Below are 21,132 nucleotides of genomic sequence, written 5' to 3' on the forward strand. Positions count from 1 at the left end.
GCCCTTGAATCACTCATCCCTCAAGCTGTCCACAATATTGGCATTGGCGGCTCTAAAGGCTTGCCAAGCGATGGTAGACCAGGCAATGACAATGGCTAGGCCTGCTGCTAGTGCAAACATCCACCACTGTATATCGATGCGGTAGGCATAGGTCTGCAACCAATTATTCATGACCCACCATGCTAATGGTGCTGCCAGCAAAAAGGCGATAAGGACTAATCTTATAAAGTCTTTTGAAAGAAGTATAATGATACTGGATACCGAAGATCCTAGAACCTTACGGATGCCAATTTCTTTAACCCTTGTATTAATAGTTAGTAAAGCTAGAGCGAATAAGCCTAAGCAAGATATAATAATAGCTATACTCGTTCCGCTAATGACAATTTTTGAAAATGTCCGCTCCGATTGATAGAGGTTCTGTGTGTTTTCGTCCAAATAGGATGGTTCGACCTTAGCCTTTGGATTTACCTTTTTCCAAATTGCATTCACCTTATCTAAGGTTTCAGCTAGCTGTTGGGTTTCGACACGAACAAAGATGTATTCCACAGTGAAAACATTTGGATTCACAGAAATAGTTAAAGGTTCAACTTGGGCCCTAAGATCTTGAAAATTGAAATCATCCATAATGCCGATTACGGTACTTTTACCGTTCAGGTCGATTTCCTTACCTAAGATTTTATCAGCACCGCCGAATTGTGCCGCCATCTGTTTGTTGATGACTACAGCATTCGTATCGGTCCCAAAGGAACGATCAAAATCCCTGCCTCCCAATAATTTGATGCCTAATGTATTTAGGTAATCATAATCTACACGCATGAAATTAGTTTGGATCTCTTTGTTCTCATACTCAAAACCAAAGATGCTCCTTTGTAAAGTGCCATCTCGTCCCTTACCAATATTTACATCCGCTGCACTGACATTCTTTACCCAGGTTTGTTGGCTTAACTCAGCACGCATCCTTTGCACCATATCTTCTTTATTGACCCCAGCACCAATCGGAATACTGATGACTTCAGTCTTGTTAAATCCCAATGGTTTATTCGAGATATAATTCAATTGGGTGCTGATTACAATGGTCGCTATGATCAAGATAATGGCGATCACAAATTGCAATACCGTTAATGAACTTCTAAGATTTGAAGTTTTTATTTTATTGGATCCCTTTAGAGACTGGATAATATTTGTCCGTGCAGCTTTAAAGGCTGGTAAACCGCCAGCAAGAAGAGAGATTAGCAGAAAAGCCACTAGGAAGATAACCAGGTTCTTGATATTAAATAGATCCGTTATTTTCAATTGGTAATTCATGTTGGCATTGAACTGCGGTAAGACCAAATAGGCTATGATCAAACCAACCAACAAAGCAATAAGGCATAAGATAAAAGATTCTAGTGTCAACTGCTTTACAATATCCCAAGTCGTTCCACCTAATGTCTTGCGGGTGCCGATTTCTCTATTTCTACTGATAGCATTAGCTAAGGAGAGATTGATGAAATTGGATGAAGCGATAAACATAATTAAACCCGAGATCAACAATAATATCCAAGGATAGTTGGATGATAAAGAGGACGCAGGACCAAAATCATTCAGGTGTACTTTTGCCATTGGCAATAGGTGAAAACTGAAATAACTTCCATTGATATCTGCTTTTCCGCCATCACGTTTCAAGCGGTCTATGTCATTTTTAAAGAATTGCTCCGTAAAAGCTTTGGTTTCCTTGCTGAAGGTCGCATCATTGACTTCAGCTTTCATTTTTACATAAACTTCATGGTCTGAGTTGTCCCATGCCTGCATCTGTTCCAGGTAACCAGGTCTGTTTTCAAATCTATAGAGTGAGTTAAATCGAAGGCTTGAATTGCTCGGTAAATCTTTCAGGACCGCGCCAACGGTTGCCGCCTTCCAAACTCCATTTAAATTAACCTCAATCTGTTTTCCTACAACATCGGTTGAGCCAAACAGATTCTTTGCCATATTCTCGGTCAAGACCATATTGTCAAGACCCGAAAGGACATTCTTATTACCTGAAATAAACGGGAAATCGAAAATCTTGAAAAAATCCTCATCTACAAATCTATTGGTTGATGTAAATTCTTTATCACCATTTTTCAGGACTAATTTGCTATTGGCATAACGTGTAATACCTTCAATACTCGGAATATCCTTTTTCAACTGGGGAGCCAAGGGTGAAGGCATCGAAGAGTCCTCTCTTTTTCCAGTTTCCGGTTCTGAACTTTTATAAAGAAGCGCAATCCTCTCTCCATTAGGATGAAAATTATCAAACGATAACTCAAACATTGCTGTCAAAAACAAAACCGTTGATGCTGCAATGGCAATAGCCAATCCTATGATGTGAATAGCACTTAAGGATTTGGTCTTTAATATCGATCTCCAAGCTGTTTTAAGCATTTTAGTAGTATTGAGATTTGAGTATTGAGATATGGAGATAGCAAATTCCATATCATTTTTTTTGCTTTAAACAGCAATTCAATTCGTTTGCCATAATTGTAACATACTGATTATCTGATAATTGAGTATATCAATAAAGATTGATATGTTCATTATCGGACGATTTGTTGTTCGCAAATGAACGTAATGGTTTGAACCAGGATTAAAGGGATGGGAGGATGGACCAAGATCATGGGTAAGAACCAGGATTGGGTTCGGCTCCCTTTCGGCGGTTAGGGAAGCCGAGATGTCGCTCAGGGAACAGCTCACCCACCGAGGATTGGAGGATGGACCAAATAAGTGATTCATTTCCCGCTTGAAAGATTTCCAGGTTGGTAGGGGCGTATCGCATACGCCCGCCGTATGAATTTGAACCAGAGTTCCTTCCACGGTCCGAAGGTCAAGGACCTGTTCGCCAATACATTTTTTAAGAGATATCTAGTCTGTCAATTCCCCCCACAATAACCCACTATATAGGTCTTATGTCTATTGTCTTAAGTCTTAAAACCTTTCCACTCTCTCAAATCTCATATCTCACATCTCATATCTTTCCAAGGGCAAAGCCCTTGAATTACTCATCCCTCAAGCTATCCACTGGATTTGCTTTGGCGGCGAAGTAAGTCCTGGAGGTCAGCACCAGTGTAGCAACTGCCGAAAGGCCTATTCCGGCGATCACAAAAATCCACCATGAAAGTTCGGTTTTATAGACAAAATCGTTCAGCCATTCATGCATAAAATACCAGGCAATTGGGAATGCAATAACAGAAGCGATAATAACAAGGAGCATTAGGTTCTTCAATAGCAAGAATATTATCTGGCTGATCGATGCACCTAGAACTTTACGGATGCCGATTTCTTTTACACGCTGGTTGGTGATGAATACCGCCAAACCAAACAATCCTAGTGAAGCAATGCTGATGGAAAGCCATACAGCCCAACTCAATAGCTTAGATAGGTTCTGTTCGGTTTTATAGAAATTGGCAATAATATCATCGACGAATTTATAGTCAAAGGTTTCCTCAGGGTAGAGGCTTTTAAACTTGCTTTCGATTTTACTAATCGCATTTTTCCAAGATTCAGGGTGGTTTTTATCCAAAGCCACATGCATCATATAGCCCGAATTGCTGCTCCAGTACATCGTAGGTCTTACGGCTTCGCGGGCAGAAGAAATATTAAAATCCTTCATTACCCCAACAATGGTTGTTTGGCCATTATTGAATGTTTTGCCAATGGCGTCCTCAGGGTTTTTTAGACCCAGAAGTTCCAACATCTTGACATTGATAATACTTTCCGAAACAGAGTCAAGAACTCGGACGTTTCTACCAGTTATTAGCGGAATATTATAAACCTTAATAAAGTTCTCATCGCCGTTTCTAGCATCGAAGGTGACCATTTTCTTGTCCGAAGTGTTTTGGTCATACGCCATTCCAGAGCTCATATAACCATTGAATGCCGGAGATTGATTGCCAAAACTAACCGCATTTACTTCAGCTAAATTTTCCAATTCAGTCTTTAGGACCTTTCCCTTTTGCTCACGGTCGAAATTTGGAACGAAAAAAGTCACTACAGCATCCTTATTGAAACCCATATCCATATTAACAGCATAATGGATCTGCTTGGATACCACCAATACGGCAATCAAAAAAACTTGCGCCAAAACAAATTGGAAAATGGTCAATCCTTTTCTTACCCAGGCGCTTCTGCTCAGATTACTGTTTTTTGTGGCTTGATTTTTCAAGGCCATAATAGGAGAGTATCCCGTTAATACCCATGCCGGATAAAAACCCGCAATACAGGTAATAACCAGCAGTTGAAGAACCAAAAATCCTATGATTTCCAAAATTGGAATAGATGAAACGGTAAATCCTTTAGGAAGAAATCCTGCGAAGGCCTGAGTCAGGATAGGAATTAATATTACGGATAATATCGTAGCAAATCCTGCAACTAAAAATGTCTCCAATAGAAATTGTTTTACCAGATTTGACTTCTTTCCACCCAATGTTTTCCTGATTCCAATCTCTTTAGCACGCTCTGTAGATTGAGCCGTAGAGAGATTGATAAAATTAATAGCTCCTAAAGTCAGTAGGAAGACCGCTAACAAAATTAAATTTCTTAAGGTGGATTCTTTTACAGCATTATAATTGAATTTAATGTCAAAATGGACATCCTTTAAGGGTTGAAGGATAAAATTATCCTTCCAATCATAATCATTTTGCTCTTTGTTCTTACTTAAGATCCCAGCAATTACCTTTTCAATATTTTTAGGCGAAGTTCCAGCTTTTAATAAGATAATACATTGATTGCCACCATTATAATTACTCCATTGATCCCAAGATTTTATCACTTTCAAGGAAGCATTGTTTTCAACCGTTGAAACAGAAATAATTCCATCATACTTGAAATCAGAATTCTCTTTCATATCAGCTACGACAGCTCCAACAGTCAATTGTATGCTATCCGCATATAAGATGTTTTTCCCTACCACTTCACTAGCATTAGCCTTTGGGAATAGAACCTCGGCCTTACTTTGGGTAAGAACAATAGTATTAGGCTCTTTTAGGGAGTTGATATCTCCCGCTAAAGAAGCATGTGGAAATATGCTGAAGTATTTTTCATTGCTAAAGGTCAAACCTTCTTCATTTGGAAACACTTTTTCTTCCTGACCAGCTTCCTTTTCGATTTTCAACTTTGCAGTCCCTAATTCCAAATTCGGAACAACTGCCTCCACACCCGTCAATTCCGTTTGCATGGCCCGTATCAATGGAACCAATACCGCGTCGCCTTTATAACCTCCATCACTTACAACCTTATATACACGGTCTCCATATGGCAAATGCTTGTCAAAACTAAAGTCATAGCGCACCATCAAAAAAATGATCAGGGTCGCACAGATCCCAATGGCCAAACTGATTACACTAATAGAGGTTACCAGTAAATTTTTCTTTAAAAATCTCCAAGCCGTTTTAAAATGATTTCTTAACATTTTGGTCAATATTTAATTTAATATCTTCTTTATTTATCCCCCTAGCAATACCCCGCCAGAATTTCTGTTGTCTTATACCTATTATCTTATGTCTACAGCCATGTAGCCTTCCCTCTCTCTCAAATCTCACATCTCATATCCATTCAATCATCTCATATCCATTCAAGGGCAAAGCCCTTGAATTACTCATCCCTCAAGCTATCCACAGGATTTGCTAGCGCAGCTTTTATAGATTGGAAACTAATAGTTGCCAGAGAAATAAAGATGGCTGCTGCTCCTGCGATCACAAAATAGTACCATTCCATATGGATGCGGTATTCAAAATCTTGAAGCCAGTTGTTCATTGCCCACCAGGCAATTGGTGAAGCAATTAAGATGGATATTAAAACCAGTTTGATAAAATCCATGGATAGGAGAGAAGTGATCTGAGGAACCGAAGCACCTAACACCTTTCTTACGGCAATTTCCTTCATTCTAGTTTCCGCCATATAGGCAATCAAGGCAAGAAGCCCCAAACAGGAAATAAAGATGGTCAGTCCAGCAAAGAGCATGGCAATTGTACCTATAGCTTGAGCTTCTTTGAATTTATTTTCAAATACTTTATCAATAAAGTGATAGGAGAAGGGATATTCTGGATTGTATTTTTTAAATATGCCTTCAATGGTTTTTAAGTTGTCACTAGTTGAATGCGCTGGATTAAGACGATAATGAATGACGTCAAACCAAGCATGAGGTCCTAAAATAATGGTAGGTTTACTGTTGTCAAATGGGGAGTCCATGATAAAATCTTTGATTACTCCAACTACAGTCCATTTTCCTCCTACTCCCTCAATAATACTTCCAATAGGATTTTCCAATTTCAAAGCTTTAACTGCAGATTCATCCAATATGATTGCTGAACTGTCCGTCGGAAACTTATATATGTCAATATCTCTACCAGAAACTAAGCTAAACCCAATGTTTTTAATGGCATCAGCATCCGAACTAAACCAGAGATAATTTATTCTTTTGTCCTCTTCAGAAGAAGCGTTCGAAATTATTCCTTGACCGGATGAATAATAATCTGTAATTGGAGACATGTTCTTGGAAACAGAAATTACTGCTTGACTTGACAATAACTCATTCCTTATATTCAGATAATTTTTAGCAATATTTCCTTCTATTTCAGTGTATAACAAACCATTGGCTTGGTATCCCTGGTCACGCTCCTTACTATATTGAATCTGGTTTGTAACTACCACTGTCGCAATAATTAATATTATGGCGAATGAAAACTGAATGACAACTAAAACAGAACGAATATTTACACCTTTTTTACTGGCGTTAAATTTTCCCTTCAAGGTGCTGATGGGTTTAAATGCCGATAAGAAAAAAGCAGGATATGCTCCAGCCAATATTCCAGTTAATAACGCAAAGGCAATTAAAAAGAACCAAGTATTTACAGTAAAATAGCCAATACTAAGATTTTTTGAAACGAGTTCATTGAAATAGGGCAATGCAATGAAAATAATGATAATAGAAAGTACTAAGGCAAAGAAGCTTATCAAAATACTTTCAGTTAAGAATTGGAATACAAGAGTTTTCTTGTTAGCTCCAATCACTTTTCTGACACCAACTTCTTTGGCTCTTCGTTCTGACTTTGCTGTGCTTAAATTCATGAAATTTATGCAGGCAACTAATAATATAAAACCACCAACCCAAGCAAAAAGCTTAACCAAATCTATCCGACCTGATTCATAATTCCCTCCCTTGCCATTATTATATAAGTAATAGTCCTGAAAAGGGAAGGCAAATAATTCGACTGTACTCTTAGAACCACTCCGAATCATATCTTTATCGGCATTGATGTGATTTCTTGTGAAAGGTTTTATTTTTTCATTAAAACTAGCTAACGAAATTCCTTCTTTCAATAAGATGAAAGTCTTAATAGAATTATTACCCCAGTTTTCATCATAAAAACCTATATTTTTTCCATATTCCCAAGAAATTAAACCTTCAAAATCAAAACTTGAATTACTTGGATTGTCTTGAATTACAGCTTGAACTTTTACTTGGTTGACAGAATCTATTTTGATAATCTTTCCAATGGGATTTTCTGAACCAAATAGAGCTTTTGCTTTTTTCTCTGTTAGTACGATTGAATTCGGGTCTTTTAATAAACCAGTTTTATCACCTGAAATAAAGGAGAAACTGAACATCTCAAATAAACCAGAATCCACAAAAGCTAATTGCGATTTTAATTTTTTGTCCTGGTAAGTGGTTAAAAATAAGTGAAAATTACTATATCTTGAAAAAGATTCAATATCCGGAAATTCTTCCTTTATTGAGGGGCCAAGGATCTTTGGTGTGGCAGGCCAAGCATGTTTTGAACCTTGGTTTTCATCCCTGTTGCTCATGATATACAAGCGATCACTTTTCTCATGGTAGCGGTCCATGGTCAGCATATTCTGCAGCCAAAGCATAATCATTAAAGCGCCGGCCATCCCAATCGCCAAACCGATAATATTTATGGCCGTAAACCCCTTATTCCTTAAGAGATTCCTCCACGCTATTTTGATATAGTTCTTAAGCATAACTTTCTTATTTAGTGGTTAGCAATAGATTCACTGGCTCCCCGAAGAATCCCTCTAATTAATAACTCGTTTTTCCCCAGCAATAATCCACCAGAATTTCTATTGTCTTGTGTCTATTGTCTTATGTCTTGTGTCTTATGTCTATTGTCTACAGCCATGCAGCCTTTCCACTCTCTCAAATCTCATATCTCAGATCTCATATCCATTCAAGGGCAAAGCCCTTGAATTACTCATCCCTCAAGCTATCCACCGGATTAGCAATTGCAGCTTTAATCGACTGATAACTCACAGTTAAAATCGTGATCAGCAAAGCCAGTACGGCTGTAAAAGCAAAGATTTCCCAGCTGATATTGATTCTATAAGTATAGGAGTTGAGGTATTTATTCATGGCCCAATAGGCGATAGGGAAGGCGATCAAACAAGCGATTCCTACCAATAAAATAAACTCCTTAGACAATAACCTGGTTACAGAGAATACCGAAGCACCGAGGACTTTACGGACCCCGATTTCCTTGGTTCTGCTTTCTGCCATATAGGCTGCTAGTCCAAATAAACCAAGACATGAGATAATGATGGTAAGGCCAGCAAATAGTGCTGCCAGTTTACCTGTTTTTTGAGTTTCCTTAAATTTCAATGCATAGGCCTCGTCTACAAATTTGTAGTCAAAAGGAAAGTCAGGATTGTATTTTTTGAAGATAGCCTCTGCTTTTTTCAGGGCGTCTGTTGTTGTCAAGTTTGGATTGAAGCGGATATGGATATTGTTCATCCAGCCACTAGCTCCTTCAATAACCAAAGGTTTGACAGGTTCAAATGGAGACTCTTGGATGAAATCTTTAATGACGCCGATGATTTGAAATTTCCTTCCTCCATCATCGAAGATTTTGCCGATGGGGTCTTGAAAGCCCATGACCTTGGCCCCGGATTCATTGATAATGGCGGCCATCGAATCGGTAGGGAATTTAGTCAAATCAAAATCGCGACCTGCTATTAAGGTAAAACCTACCGTTTCAACAACTCTATCATCACCTGTTTGGCGATTAAAGTCGATAATGCTATTGGGGTCTTTTCCTTCCCAAGTGAAGCCATTCCAGCCGCTCCAACGTTCTGTCAATGGAGACATTAATCGACTAACGGATTGCGCCACATTTTGGTCTAATAGTTCCTGCTTGATCAGTTGCACATTCTTAGTGATCTCACCGACCTCTGGAACATAGATCAGGTTCTCTTTTTCAAATCCAAAGTCGCGATCTTGGGCATGTTTGATTTGCTTTTGGATAACAACGGTACTTACGATCAATATCAAGGCTATACTAAATTGGGTAACAACCAGTACTTTCCTAGGGTTGATTTTTTGCTGTATGCTATGCAATCGTCCCTTTAACACCTTGACCGGATTAAAGGAAGACAGAAAGAATGCAGGGTAAATGCCAGCTAGAAAGCCTGTGAACAAAACAAACCCAACAAATAGGATCCAAAATCTAAAATCCTGAAATGGTATTTTGAATTTCATGCCCACCAAATCATTAAATGCAGGTAGGACCAAAATGACAATAATAAAGGCAATCAGACCTGAAAAGCAAGCCAGTAATAATGATTCAGAAAGGAATTGGAACACCAAACTTCTTTTTTGTGCGCCTACGACCTTTCGGATTCCAACCTCTTTCGCTCTCTTTTCACTTTGGGCAGTACTGAGGTTCATAAAGTTTATACAGGCAATCAACAGAATTAAAGCAGCGATAAGGGTAAATGTTTTCACCATTTCTATCCTTCCGCCAATTACTTTTCCGTTCTTGTATTTATTGTAAAGGTATATATCAGCAAAGGCTGTCAGAAAACTGACCGTCTTTACTTCGGAGTGTCTTGGAATCAAGTCTTTGATTTGCTCTTGGATTTTTGGGAGATGCTTTTTATCATTGATTTCTACGTATAAATCCACGGAACTATTTCCCCATTGGCTATCTGAAAACCCTAGTTTTTCCATTAAGGTCCATGGAACATAGTATTCATAGCCTTGGAATATAAAATTGGATTCTGTTTCCTTTATGACCCCAGTAACTGCTAGCACATTGGTGCTATCCAGTCTGATCGTTTTTCCAAGTACATCTGTAGTGCCGAATAGATTGTTAGCAAGTTTCTCAGATAAGACAATGCTGTTCGGGTCTTTTAATAAGGTGTTTCTATTCCCACTCAATAAGGGTAATTCAAACATGTTCAAAAAGGCTGAATCTACAAATACACCGGTTCCTGCCGGAACTTTTTTATCGCCAATTGTAAATAAAAAACCTCTGGTACCACTTAACCTGGAAACATTCAGCACTTCTGGAATTTCTTCCTTTACCACGGCTGCCATAGGTTTTGGAGTAGAAAACCATGTTGCGGAATCCTGGTCTGTCGCTTCTTTAGAACCGACAGCATAGAGATTTTCGATTTTTGGGAAATTCTTGTTGAATCCATACTGAAAATTTACCCATAACAAAATCAGCATTGCAGCCGCCATTCCAATGGCTAATCCAACTATATTAATTGCCGTAAAACCCCTGTTCTTCTTAAGATTACGAAAGGCTATCTTGAAATAGTTTTTGAGCATATCAGATCAGGTAATTGATTTGTTTAATGAACTGCGGAAGGTTTGAAGCCTTACGCAAGACAACTATTACCCTATTTCCACTTGCAAGTGGTTTTATTCTAATAATGGTTTCCTTTTTGCATAATCTGCTCAGTTCCATTTCCGAACGTTCGATTCCAGCAACAACTTGCTTCTTAATTGAAAACTCTTTCGTCTCAGCAGCATACCAAATCCCATCAGCGGGGATGTTTTTATTAAATCCATACTGCAGATTTAACATCAACAGAACCATCAAGCTAGATAGGCAACAGATGCCCCAAACTGAGTTTTTTCCCTTTAATCCTTTAACCTTCTTCAGAAGCATAAAGGTTTTATTTAAATATTGATTTTGCATGGCCTTTGATTAGTGATAAGGTTATGAAACCATAATTTTTTCAACCCATAAATCAATATCCAATTCATTTGCCAAAAATGTAAATAATTCATTATCAATTGATTGTTATTTATTCAGGTATTGTAGTTGTCCGTTATCGGACGGTTGTTTGTTCGGTAATGGACGGGCTGTTATAGTATTTAGTAGAGAGTATTTAGTATTTAGACCTTGAACCGGGATGGGGTTAGTATATTATCGCTTGAAAGTCCCCATACAAACCTAAATTAATATCATTTTCAGATTAAAGAAATTCTTCGATTTTAAAATTCTCGTGTGTAAAAATTCCACATCCCAATCTCCATTGGACATGAAATGTTTTTCAATTATTCTCTTCGTTACTATTGTAACCCAAATTAACCAAACCGACAAAGGAGCTCTGGTGTTATGGTTTGAACCAGGATTAAAAGGATGGGAGGAAGGACCAAGATTATGGTCAAATATAGCTTGAAAGTCCCGCATAGTGTAGGGGCGTATTGAATACGCCCGTCCCATACAAACCTAAAATAACATTATTTTCAGATTATAGAATTTCCTTGGTTTTCATATTCTCATGAATTAAATTTCCACAACTCGAGACTATGCAAAAATCCTATTTTGTAAGCAGAAAAGAACGCATTGGCTTACAGTTCCATAATCGAAGATTATGGATGACAGGCAATTGTGTTAGAGAACCGTACAGATTCTTCACTAATCGGTCAGAATTGGAAGTTTCTAGAGAGGGGTTCAGAGTAAAATGAAGAATCTATTTTAAATTTTTTCGAAGAATAACACCCTAAATTGCGATAATATTCATGGACAGATCAACGGCGGGCGTATTCGATACGCCCCTACCAACCTTGATTAATATATGGTTGAAAATAGGTAATCCGCCAATAATCTTGGTCTATCCTCCCATCCCATCCATCCTGGTTCAAATCCCAAAACCTTACACAAAAAAGCCGGCCTTTTAGGCCGGCAGTTATATCAAAAGTTTAACAAAGTCTAAATACTAAATACTTTCTACTAAATACTAAACCCTACAATGCCGTTGTAGTCTCCAATATTACCTGACCATCCAGCATCCGGATCACGCGATCCGAAAACTTTGCATCATGCTCTGAGTGGGTAACCATAACGATTGTTGTGCCGCTTTCATTGAGTTCGGTCAATAGCTGCATAACTTCATTACCATTGCTGGAGTCCAAGTTACCAGTAGGCTCATCGGCAAGGATCAGTTTGGGATTATTGACTACCGCACGGGCAACGGCAACACGTTGTTGCTGACCACCGGAAAGCTGTTGTGGGAAGTGATTACGGCGGTGCATAATCTGAACTTTCTCCAGTACCTCTTCCACGCGTTTCTTACGTTCTGCGGGAGGGACATTGGTGTAGACCAAAGGAAGTTCCACGTTTTCAAATACGGTCAATTCATCGATCAGGTTGAAACTTTGGAATACAAATCCAATATTGTGCTTACGCAAATCCGAGCGTTTGTTTTCCTTGAAATGTGCCACCTCAATATTATTGAAAAGATAACTACCTTCATCCAAATCATCCAAAAGACCGATAATGTTCAAAAGGGTAGACTTTCCACATCCCGAAGGTCCCATTACTGCAACAAATTCACCTTCCTTAACATGGATATTCACATTGTTCAAGGCAACGGTCTCTACCTCCTCGGTACGGTAGAATTTTTGAAGATTGGTTATTTTTATCATGTGTTTCTTTGTTTAAAATAAATAAATTTCAGTTTTATAATAGGTTAATGTTATTCGTTCCTCAATGTTTTCGTAGGGTTGCTCGTTGCTGCCCGCAAAGCTTGCGTACTGATGGTAAATAATGCAATGACTATGGCTAGACCTGCAACCATCAGGAAGATCATCCAAGGCATATCCATGTGATAATTGTATCCCTTTAGCCAATCTTGCATAAACCACCAAGCGATGGGATAGGCTATTAAACATGAAATCCCAACTAAAATAATAAATTCTGTATTCAACATTCTCACCAAACGACCTACAGATGCACCCAATACCTTACGGATACTGACTTCTCGAGCTCTTTGTTCTGCCGAAAATGCAGCCAATCCCAATAACCCTAGACAGGAAATAATGATGGCCAAAATAGAGAATAGGCTTGCCAACTTTTGCAGCATCATTTCTGAAGAAAAATAGTTGTTAAAATCATCATCCAAAAAGGTATAATTGAATGGGAAATCGGGGTTATACTTCTTCACGATTCCCTCAATCTCTTTCAATACCTTAGGAAAGTCCACCCCCGGTTTCGTTTTGATGTTTAATATCCCTGCTTCTACGCCATAGGCTTTTCCTAAAGCTAAAGGTGCCAATACCAAAGGCTCTGCTTCATCATAAATACTGTTGTAGACATAATTTTTTACAACGCCTGCCACAGTTAATGCTTCCCCTTGAAACTTGATCAACTTCCCAGCCACCCTGCCATCGGGTTGAATCAGTTTCGCCATGCTTTCATTGATTAATACCGAACTGCTATCGCCTAATAGGTTAGGTCTGAACGTCCTCCCATCCATGATTTTCATGCTCAAGGCATCTACGAAATCCTCATCTACAAAGGAAAAGCCAATCAAGATCGAAGACTTTGGATCTTTACCATCCCATTCGAATGAGGAGGTATTGGAACCAACTTGTAAAACACTTCCACGGCTCAATCCTACTGTCTCCACATTGCCGGTGGCTTTCAATTCCTGTTTGATTACAGGGATGTGTTTGGACATATCCCCTAAAATATTCGTCATAATAACCTGGCTACGGTCAAAACCTAAATCCCGGTTCTTGGCAAACTGGATCTGAAGGTAAATGACAGAGGTACATATCATTAAGATAATGGCTGCTGTAAATTGGGTAATGACCAATCCTTTTCGGATAAGATTGCTGCTTCCGGCTTTTCTCTTGCCACCCTTCAATGTGGTCAATGGATCAAAAGAAGAAAGGAAAAAGGCTGGATAACTTCCGGATATAATTCCAACCACTAAAATAATGGCGCTAATAAATCCAATTTGTTGCCAATTGCCAAAATCAATCGCAAGCTCTTTGTTGACCATGGTATTAAATGTCGGTAGACCTAATTTGACCATTCCGATAGCCAAAATGCCGGCAACAAATGCGAAAACAATGGATTCTCCCAAGAATTGCATGATCAAGGAGCCTTTCTTGGCACCAACAATCTTACGCATGCTAACTTCTTTTGCTCTTTTCTCAGACCTTGCAGTCGACAGGTTCATGAAATTGATACAAGCAATTAATAAGACCAACCAAGCGATTGAAGTAAATAATCGAACATTTTTTATTCTTCCATCCTTTTCAATGCCTTGTTCAAAACGATCGTACATGCGCCATCTTTCCATCGGGTAAAGGAAATTCTCCGAATTGGCTTCTTTATCATTGTTGATCTCGGCTATGTAATTCTTAACCTTCGCATTCACTGCATTTAAATCTGCATTTGGCTCTAATTGTACAATGGTTTGTATACTGTTATTTCCCCAGAAATCATATCCAAAATCTTTATTGGCTTCCAGGATTTTGAAATTCAGGAGCCAATCATATCGAAAATTCGTATTTTTTGGAAAATCCTTAGTAACAGCTGACACGGTATAAACTTGATTGTTGTCGAACTTTATGGTCTTTCCAACAGGGTTATCATCATTGAAGAAGCGTTTGGCAGTGGATTCACTCAAAACTATACTGCTTGGGTTATCTAAGGCTGTTTTTGCGTCTCCTGCCAAGAATTCCGGATTGAGGATACTGAGGATTTCTGGATCTACATAATTTCCAGATTGATAGATTTTCTTGTCTCCAACTGTAAATAGTTTAGTATTTCCCCAATCAATCCTGCCTGAATTGAGAATGCCTGGGATATCTTTTTTTAGGGCTTTGGCAAATGGACCTGGTGTAGCGCCAAATACATTGATATTTCCATCATAAGTCTGCTTTGACTTAGCTACATAGATGTCCTTTTTATTGCTGAAATAATCATTGTAGGATAGCTCGTCTTGAACCCAAAGGAAAATCAATGCTGTTACGGTTATCCCCAACGCTAAACCAAAAATATTCAAGAAGCTATATCCCTTGGTTTTCCAGAGGTTTCTAAAGGCGGATTTTATGAAGTTTTTGATCATAATCTATTTGTTGGTTGTTTTGTCTTTATGCCGAATTACTGTGAGGCTTTCCTAGCCATCACAGCGCTTCGACATGCCTTTATTGTTTTATTTATTCATTTGGTTTTCTTTTCAATAACCGTCGCCTCGAATTAGCGGTTCACTGACGACGGTTAATAGGCAAACACTTATTGCTTTATGTTTAATTCCTGTATTTTATCATAAGTTTCATAACTCGAAACCACCACTTTATCACCAGGTTTCAATCCATTTAACACTTCATAATATTCAGGATTCTGCCTTCCTAGTTGTAAATCTGTGCGGTAAGCTGTTTTTCCATCCTTATCCAGTTTGAAAATCCAGTTTCCAGCGGTCTGTTGGTAGAAACCTCCTTTGGCTAATAGTATTGCCTTAGTTTCATCACTTAAGGCTAAGCGGATAGTTAAGGTTTGACCACGACGGATGCCTTCTGGTCTTTCACCGACAAATTCCATATCCACTTGGAATCTTCCGTCTTTGACTTGGGTGTACACCTTTTTGATCCTTAGCTCATAGGTTTTATTACCTATACTGAATTGTCCCTTAAGGTCAGGGAAGATGCGGTTGATATAGTGTTCATCAATTTCTGCACGAACCTTGAATCCAGTCAGTACGTCGATCTGGCCTAGTCGTTCACCTGGGTTCTTATTTTGTCCAACTTCCGCATCAAATGATGTCAATTGTCCGTCAACTGGAGCACGAAGGATCAAATCCCCAACTTTCTTGCGCATCAGATCCAATGCCTGTTGGGTACTTTGGTATGTCTTGCGGTCTTGACTCAATTTTTGGTTGTTGGAAATTTCATCCTGTTTCAAGATCTGCTTGGTCAATTCAACCCTTTCCTTTTGGTAGTTATATTCGTTCAGCGATTTCTGATATTCCTGAGAACCGATCGCTTTCTCTTCCAAAAGTTTTTTGTTCAATTCATATATACGTTTTGATTCCTTGTAGGCCTGTTCTACATCTGCCATTTGGTTTTTGTTGGAAATGGAAGCCTGTTGCGCATTGGTCTGTGCAATTTGAGCTTGTGTCAAAAGGTTCAAGACCTGAGTTTCGTTCTGAACTAAACTCAATTCCATATCTGTATTGGAAAGACGCATAATGGGATCTCCTTTATGCAGGTGTGCCCCATCTTCAACATACTTTTCTTCGACACGGCCTCCAACTGAAGCATCTAGATAGATACTGCTGATAGGAAGAACGGTACCATTTATAGGAATGAATTCTTGAAATGTATCTTCTTTAACTTCAAAGATGGAAATACGCTCTGCATCAACATTCAACTTGCTGTTTCCACTGGTATAGTAATAACTCGCACCGATCAGCGCAACAATACCTGCAATTCCAGCTACAGTTAGGATCCTTTTGCTATTCCACTTCTTTTGTTCAATTGGTCTGTCCATGTAATTCTATGTTCAAATTTGCAATATGCATATACAAGGTTGTGCCAAAGTTTTAAAATGATGAAAATCAATGTTTTAAATAAAGTATGCTAGATGTGACTGTTCGAAAGCGAACAGTAATTGTGCGATGCTGAACAATAAAAAAGCAGGCAATTATATAGTAGGGCTGATTTGGGTTTTCAAGGACTTAATTAAAAAGCTTAAAAATGTTGGGATTTACTTTTGCACTGAAAAATAGGCTACATTTTATTGGTCTCATTCGACCCATGTTCGAGGCAGCTTCGAGAAAATATTCGACTTCATGCAGGGCATTTTGCGAAAATTCCGAATATGTCTCGAATTTGGTCAATTATTCATCCAGTCAGGCAAGATCCTTTATGCAAAATTTGAGGGATGCATGGCTAGTCTTCAAAAAATCACCGCTGTTGATCGCTTTCAGTGTTCATAAGCGAACACTTTCATGTTCGGCTTCGAACAGCTTATGCTTTCTTTAATTATTAATATGTTGATAAACAATGTTTTAATTATTTGGCACAGCCTATGGAATGCAGTGGGAAATAAGATTTTAGATGAAAAGAAATTACATATACGTAATCATAATTGTTTGTTGTTTAGTTAGCACGGCAAAAGGGCAGAGTGGTTCTCTGTCCTTGGCCGATTGCATTCAGCAAGCGATACAGAATAATCCTACTTTAAAAAGAAATGAACTGGTAATCGATCGTGCAGATCTTCAGTACAAACAAGCCAAGTATGACCGTTTACCATCATTGAATGCCAATATCGGTCATGACATTTCTCAAGGTAGGTCCATCGATCCGACTACCAATCAATATATAGATCAGAACAATAGCTCAGGGCGCCAATCCCTGAGCTTAAATGTTCCCATCTTCAATGGTTTCTATATTATCCATAATATCCGAATGCGGTCCAATGCGCTTGATGCTGGCAAACTGGAGTATGAAGGCTTTGTCAATGAACTGAAACTGGACGTTATAGAAGCTTATGTCAAGGTCTTGACCGCACAAGATATGTTGATCCAGACGGAGGGACAATTGGCAGTAACTAAAGAGCAACTAAATAGACATGAGGTCTTGAATAGGGAAGGGGCTACCAATCCGGGTGATCTATATGATATCAAAGGACAATACAGCAGTGACCTGAACACCGTAGAATTAACGAAACAAACCTTGAACAATGCCCGGGTAGAACTGGCTGGTTTGATGAATGTGGACGTCAATAATGTAGGGTCATTAGAAGCTATCGATATCCCTACCGAAATCCAAGCGAAGAGTTCTGAGGAATTATTTCAGCAATCCTTGGATATCCTGCCTCAATATAAGGCCTTGGATTGGAGAATCAAAGAAATGGAGGAAGGCATAAAGCTGGCGAAATCTAATTATTGGCCTAGTGTTTCATTAAGCGGTGGAATGAGCTCCAACTATAGCAAAGAAGGCGGGGCAATATTCAATCAGATCAAGAATAACCTGAGTAAAGGGGTGGGATTGACTCTGTCCATTCCGATCTTTAATCAGTTCAAGAACAGAACCCAGGTTCGTTTGGCCCAAGTATCCTTAGATGATGCGAATTTTAGTAGGGATATTATGCGTAATGATCTAAGGATGAGGACGGCACAAGCGGTTTTCGATCTGAACATTACCCAAAAGAATGTACTGAATCTACGGGACCAAGAAATCAGTTATGCAGAGTCCTTTCGGATTGCAACCGTGCATTTCGAGGCCGGCAACAGCAATTCTGTCATTTATTTAACGGCTAAGAATAAATTAGATGCCACCCGTAGTCAATTGATCATTAGGCAATATGAATGGTTGATGCAAAAATATGTGAATGATTATTATGCAGGTTCATTGAATTTATAATTAACTTAGCTTTAAATGAAAAAAGCGACCATTCTTGTTGTTGATGATGATCAAGATTTATTAACCGCCACACGAATATTATTAAGACCAAACGTCAAAGAAGTACTGGTAGAACATAATCCGGAGAGGTTAATGAATATCCTGGAAAAGAATCCAGTTGATATTGTTATGCTGGATATGAACTACAAAAGTGCCATCAATACAGGTAATGAAGGCTTGTTTTGGTTGTCCAAGATCAAGACGCATTTTCCAAAGGTGAATGTGGTCATGATCACTGCCTATGGAGCTGTAGACCTTGCTGTGAAATCGCTGAAGCAAGGTGCTTCTGACTTCATCGTTAAGCCTTGGCAAAATGAACAGTTGCTCAATACCCTAAACAGTATTTACGAAGAAAATAAACCTAATCAAAAGGAGAAACAGATCGTCAGCCCCCGTGAACATCATGGAATTATTGGGAATTCTCCCATTATGGAAGAATTGCAATATAAGTTGGATAAGGTTTCGCCTACTGAGGCTAATATCCTGATCTTAGGGGAGAATGGTACGGGTAAGGATTTGATCGCTAATGCCATCCATCAGCGTTCCTTACGGTCTAAGAAAGCTTTTGTCAAGGTGGATGTGGGTTCCCTGACAGAAACCTTATTTGAATCTGAACTTTTTGGCTATAAGAAAGGTGCCTTTACCGATGCTCGGGAGGATCGTAAAGGTCGCTTTGAACATGCCGATTCGGGAACTTTGTTTTTGGATGAAATTGGAAACATCAGTTTGCAGCAGCAGGCAAAATTACTCAGTGTACTCCAAAATAGGGCCGTGGTTCCTCTAGGTTCCAGTCAAGCTATTCCGGTGGATATCCGTTTGATCTCGGCTACCAATGTACCCTTAAAAGTTTTGGCTGACGAGAGTCGGTTTAGGAAGGATTTAGTCTATAGGATCAATACCTTGGAAATCCAAGTTCCTGCATTGAGGGAACGGGTAGGTGATATCCCACTTCTCGCGGAGCATTTTCTGAAATTCTATAATGAAAAATACCATAAGAACATTGGCGGATTGGAAGCGGATGCTATAAATAAATTAAAAGGCTATCATTTCCCGGGGAATGTTCGCGAATTACAATACAGTATAGAACGGGCTGTGATCATGTCTGATCAGCAGAGTATCCGTCCTGAAGACATTTTGTTCTCACCCATAGAACAACAGTTGCCCGATAAACCTATAGTGGACGATTTTTCATCCCATAATCTCGAAGAGATGGAGCGTAAGGCCATCAAATCTGCCATTGAACGCTATAACGGTAATATCAGCAAGGCAGCAAAGGAATTGGGCCTTACTCGTGCGGCATTATATCGTCGATTAGAAAAATATAACCTTTAATAATGACCAAACTGGCTATAGCAGATTTTTTTAAGATGCTGTTCCTTATGGCTTTGGCCGTAGGTATAGCATTTTTGATATTTAAGGGTTTTTATCTTTATGCCGGTCTAGGTTTTTTCTTTTTGCTGATCCTTTCCTATAGGATGTTCTCAAAGCATCGATTTCTTTTGAAACAGATGGTAGAATTTTCCGAAGCGGTGAAGTATCGTGATTTCACAAGAAGGTTTGTGGTGAAAAGGGAAAAATCTGTTGAAGGGCAGTTATATACTGCTTTCAATCAGATCAACGAGGTCTATAAGAATATCAGTATCGATCAGGCATTGCAACACCAGTACCTGAATAAGGTCATCAATATGTTGGATACCGCCATCATATTTTACCATGCTGAATCAGGGAAGGTTATTTGGCTAAACGAAGCCTTTAAGGAGCTTTTTCAAGTTCCGCATCTGGGCAATATTTCAGGTATGCAAAAACGACATCCTGAACTTTATATCAAGACCATGCAGTTGCAGGTGGGCAAGCATCAAATGGAAACTGCCCATTCCAGTAAAGGCAAGATTAAGTTATTGATGCAAAGCTCGGGCTTTGAAACGCAAGATGGCTCATTTCGCATTATCGTCTATCAGAATATCAATGAGGCCATTGATGAAACTGAAACTAGGGCTTGGCATAAATTATTGCGGGTACTGACCCATGAAATCATGAACTCCATTGGTCCAATCAGCTCCTTGGCGGAAACCTTACATGATCGTTTAGAACATTGGGAAGGCGAACAGGATATTGAAGATTTAAAGTTGGGTATTTTTACCATCAAGCGCAGAAGTGAGGGGCTGTTGCAGTTTGCTAAGAGCTATCGGTTGATCAATAAGGTTGATCAGCCTCAGTTTTCCGAGATACTGGTCGTTCAACTTTTTGAAAATATTTATCAATTATTGGAGCCTACCTTGATCCAAAAAAATATAGATGTCGACATTATCATCAAGAATACCCGGATGATATTGAGAGCGGATGTCAATCTGCTGGAACAGGTCATCATCAACTTATTATTGAATGCAATCGAAGCGGTAAAGGAGGAAGAGGAGCCTTATATCAGTTTGTCAGCCATCGAGACCAAGGACCATATCCAATTGAAGATCCAGGACAATGGCGCAGGGATGTCTCCGGAAATCCAAGAACAGATCTTTACGCCATTCTTTACGACCAAAAAGACAGGTACCGGTGTTGGTCTGACCCTTAGCAAGCAGATCATGTTAATGCATGGCGGCAATATCTCTGTGGACAGTGTGGAAGGAGAAGGCAGTACCTTTACCTTGCAATTCTAAAGCAATTTGTAT

Annotated in this window: 11 protein-coding genes; 3 read left to right on the forward strand and 8 right to left on the reverse strand. The window is 39.0% G+C overall.

The genetic code is table 11. From position 1 onward, the window contains the following. Positions 1-9 precede the first annotated feature (9 nt). The 8 genes from CKW03_RS03510 to CKW03_RS03550 all read right to left on the reverse strand — a co-directional run bounded on the left by CKW03_RS03510 (position 10) and on the right by CKW03_RS03550 (position 16,550). Complete coding sequence (locus tag CKW03_RS03510; RefSeq protein WP_169918974.1) at positions 10-2,403, reverse strand: ABC transporter permease; 2,394 nt, start codon at positions 2,401-2,403, stop codon at positions 10-12. 610 nt (positions 2,404-3,013) lie between these two features. Further along, entirely contained in the window at positions 3,014-5,425 is a 2,412-nt protein-coding gene (locus CKW03_RS03515; protein ID WP_093098533.1) for an ABC transporter permease, read from the reverse strand. Positions 5,426-5,607: 182 nt separating this feature from the next. After that, complete coding sequence (locus CKW03_RS03520; RefSeq protein WP_093098535.1) at positions 5,608-7,998, reverse strand: ABC transporter permease; 2,391 nt, start codon at positions 7,996-7,998, stop codon at positions 5,608-5,610. A 226-nt stretch (positions 7,999-8,224) separates the two neighbouring features. Beyond that, positions 8,225-10,585, reverse strand: coding sequence for an ABC transporter permease (locus CKW03_RS03525; protein WP_093098537.1), 2,361 nt, complete (start codon positions 10,583-10,585; stop codon positions 8,225-8,227). A 1-nt stretch (position 10,586) separates the two neighbouring features. Further along, positions 10,587-10,958, reverse strand: coding sequence for a hypothetical protein (locus CKW03_RS03530; protein ID WP_093098538.1), 372 nt, complete (start codon positions 10,956-10,958; stop codon positions 10,587-10,589). Positions 10,959-12,013: 1,055 nt separating this feature from the next. Beyond that, positions 12,014-12,694 (reverse strand): ABC transporter ATP-binding protein, encoded by a 681-nt coding sequence (locus CKW03_RS03540; protein ID WP_093098540.1) that lies wholly within the window; start codon positions 12,692-12,694, stop codon positions 12,014-12,016. A gap of 50 nt (positions 12,695-12,744) precedes the next feature. Then, on the reverse strand, positions 12,745-15,129 hold the full coding sequence (locus CKW03_RS03545) for an ABC transporter permease (protein WP_093098541.1): 2,385 nt from the start codon (positions 15,127-15,129) through the stop codon (positions 12,745-12,747). A 167-nt stretch (positions 15,130-15,296) separates the two neighbouring features. Next, positions 15,297-16,550 (reverse strand): efflux RND transporter periplasmic adaptor subunit, encoded by a 1,254-nt coding sequence (locus CKW03_RS03550; RefSeq protein ID WP_093098543.1) that lies wholly within the window; start codon positions 16,548-16,550, stop codon positions 15,297-15,299. A gap of 569 nt (positions 16,551-17,119) precedes the next feature. Between CKW03_RS03550 and CKW03_RS03555 the strand changes: the two genes are divergently transcribed. The 3 genes from CKW03_RS03555 to CKW03_RS03565 are packed head-to-tail and all read left to right on the forward strand — an operon-like array spanning position 17,120 to position 21,120. Next, positions 17,120-18,427, forward strand: coding sequence for a TolC family protein (locus CKW03_RS03555; protein ID WP_093098544.1), 1,308 nt, complete (start codon positions 17,120-17,122; stop codon positions 18,425-18,427). Between the two features lie 15 nt (positions 18,428-18,442). Continuing rightward, the gene (locus CKW03_RS03560) at positions 18,443-19,798 is read left to right on the forward strand and encodes a sigma-54-dependent transcriptional regulator (protein ID WP_093098546.1); all 1,356 of its coding nucleotides are present in this window, start codon (positions 18,443-18,445) and stop codon (positions 19,796-19,798) included. A gap of 2 nt (positions 19,799-19,800) precedes the next feature. Then, positions 19,801-21,120, forward strand: coding sequence for a sensor histidine kinase (locus tag CKW03_RS03565; RefSeq protein WP_093098547.1), 1,320 nt, complete (start codon positions 19,801-19,803; stop codon positions 21,118-21,120). Positions 21,121-21,132: the final 12 nt, after the last annotated feature.

The sequence above is a fragment of the Sphingobacterium mizutaii genome (genome assembly GCF_900187125.1).
GTDB classification, from domain to species: domain Bacteria; phylum Bacteroidota; class Bacteroidia; order Sphingobacteriales; family Sphingobacteriaceae; genus Sphingobacterium; species Sphingobacterium mizutaii.

Excerpts from the sequence above, each read along its gene's own strand:
- CKW03_RS03550 (WP_093098543.1), bottom strand. The coding sequence starts at position 16,550 with ATGGACAGACCAATTGAACAAAAGAAGTGGAATAGCAAAAGGATCCTA.
- CKW03_RS03560 (WP_093098546.1), top strand. The coding sequence starts at position 18,443 with ATGAAAAAAGCGACCATTCTTGTTGTTGATGATGATCAAGATTTATTA.
- CKW03_RS03530 (WP_093098538.1), bottom strand. The coding sequence starts at position 10,958 with ATGCAAAATCAATATTTAAATAAAACCTTTATGCTTCTGAAGAAGGTT.
- CKW03_RS03520 (WP_093098535.1), bottom strand. The coding sequence starts at position 7,998 with ATGCTTAAGAACTATATCAAAATAGCGTGGAGGAATCTCTTAAGGAAT.
- CKW03_RS03545 (WP_093098541.1), bottom strand. The coding sequence starts at position 15,129 with ATGATCAAAAACTTCATAAAATCCGCCTTTAGAAACCTCTGGAAAACC.
- CKW03_RS03555 (WP_093098544.1), top strand. The coding sequence starts at position 17,120 with ATGAAAAGAAATTACATATACGTAATCATAATTGTTTGTTGTTTAGTT.
- CKW03_RS03515 (WP_093098533.1), bottom strand. The coding sequence starts at position 5,425 with ATGTTAAGAAATCATTTTAAAACGGCTTGGAGATTTTTAAAGAAAAAT.
- CKW03_RS03540 (WP_093098540.1), bottom strand. The coding sequence starts at position 12,694 with ATGATAAAAATAACCAATCTTCAAAAATTCTACCGTACCGAGGAGGTA.
- CKW03_RS03565 (WP_093098547.1), top strand. The coding sequence starts at position 19,801 with ATGACCAAACTGGCTATAGCAGATTTTTTTAAGATGCTGTTCCTTATG.
- CKW03_RS03525 (WP_093098537.1), bottom strand. The coding sequence starts at position 10,585 with ATGCTCAAAAACTATTTCAAGATAGCCTTTCGTAATCTTAAGAAGAAC.
- CKW03_RS03510 (WP_169918974.1), bottom strand. The coding sequence starts at position 2,403 with ATGCTTAAAACAGCTTGGAGATCGATATTAAAGACCAAATCCTTAAGT.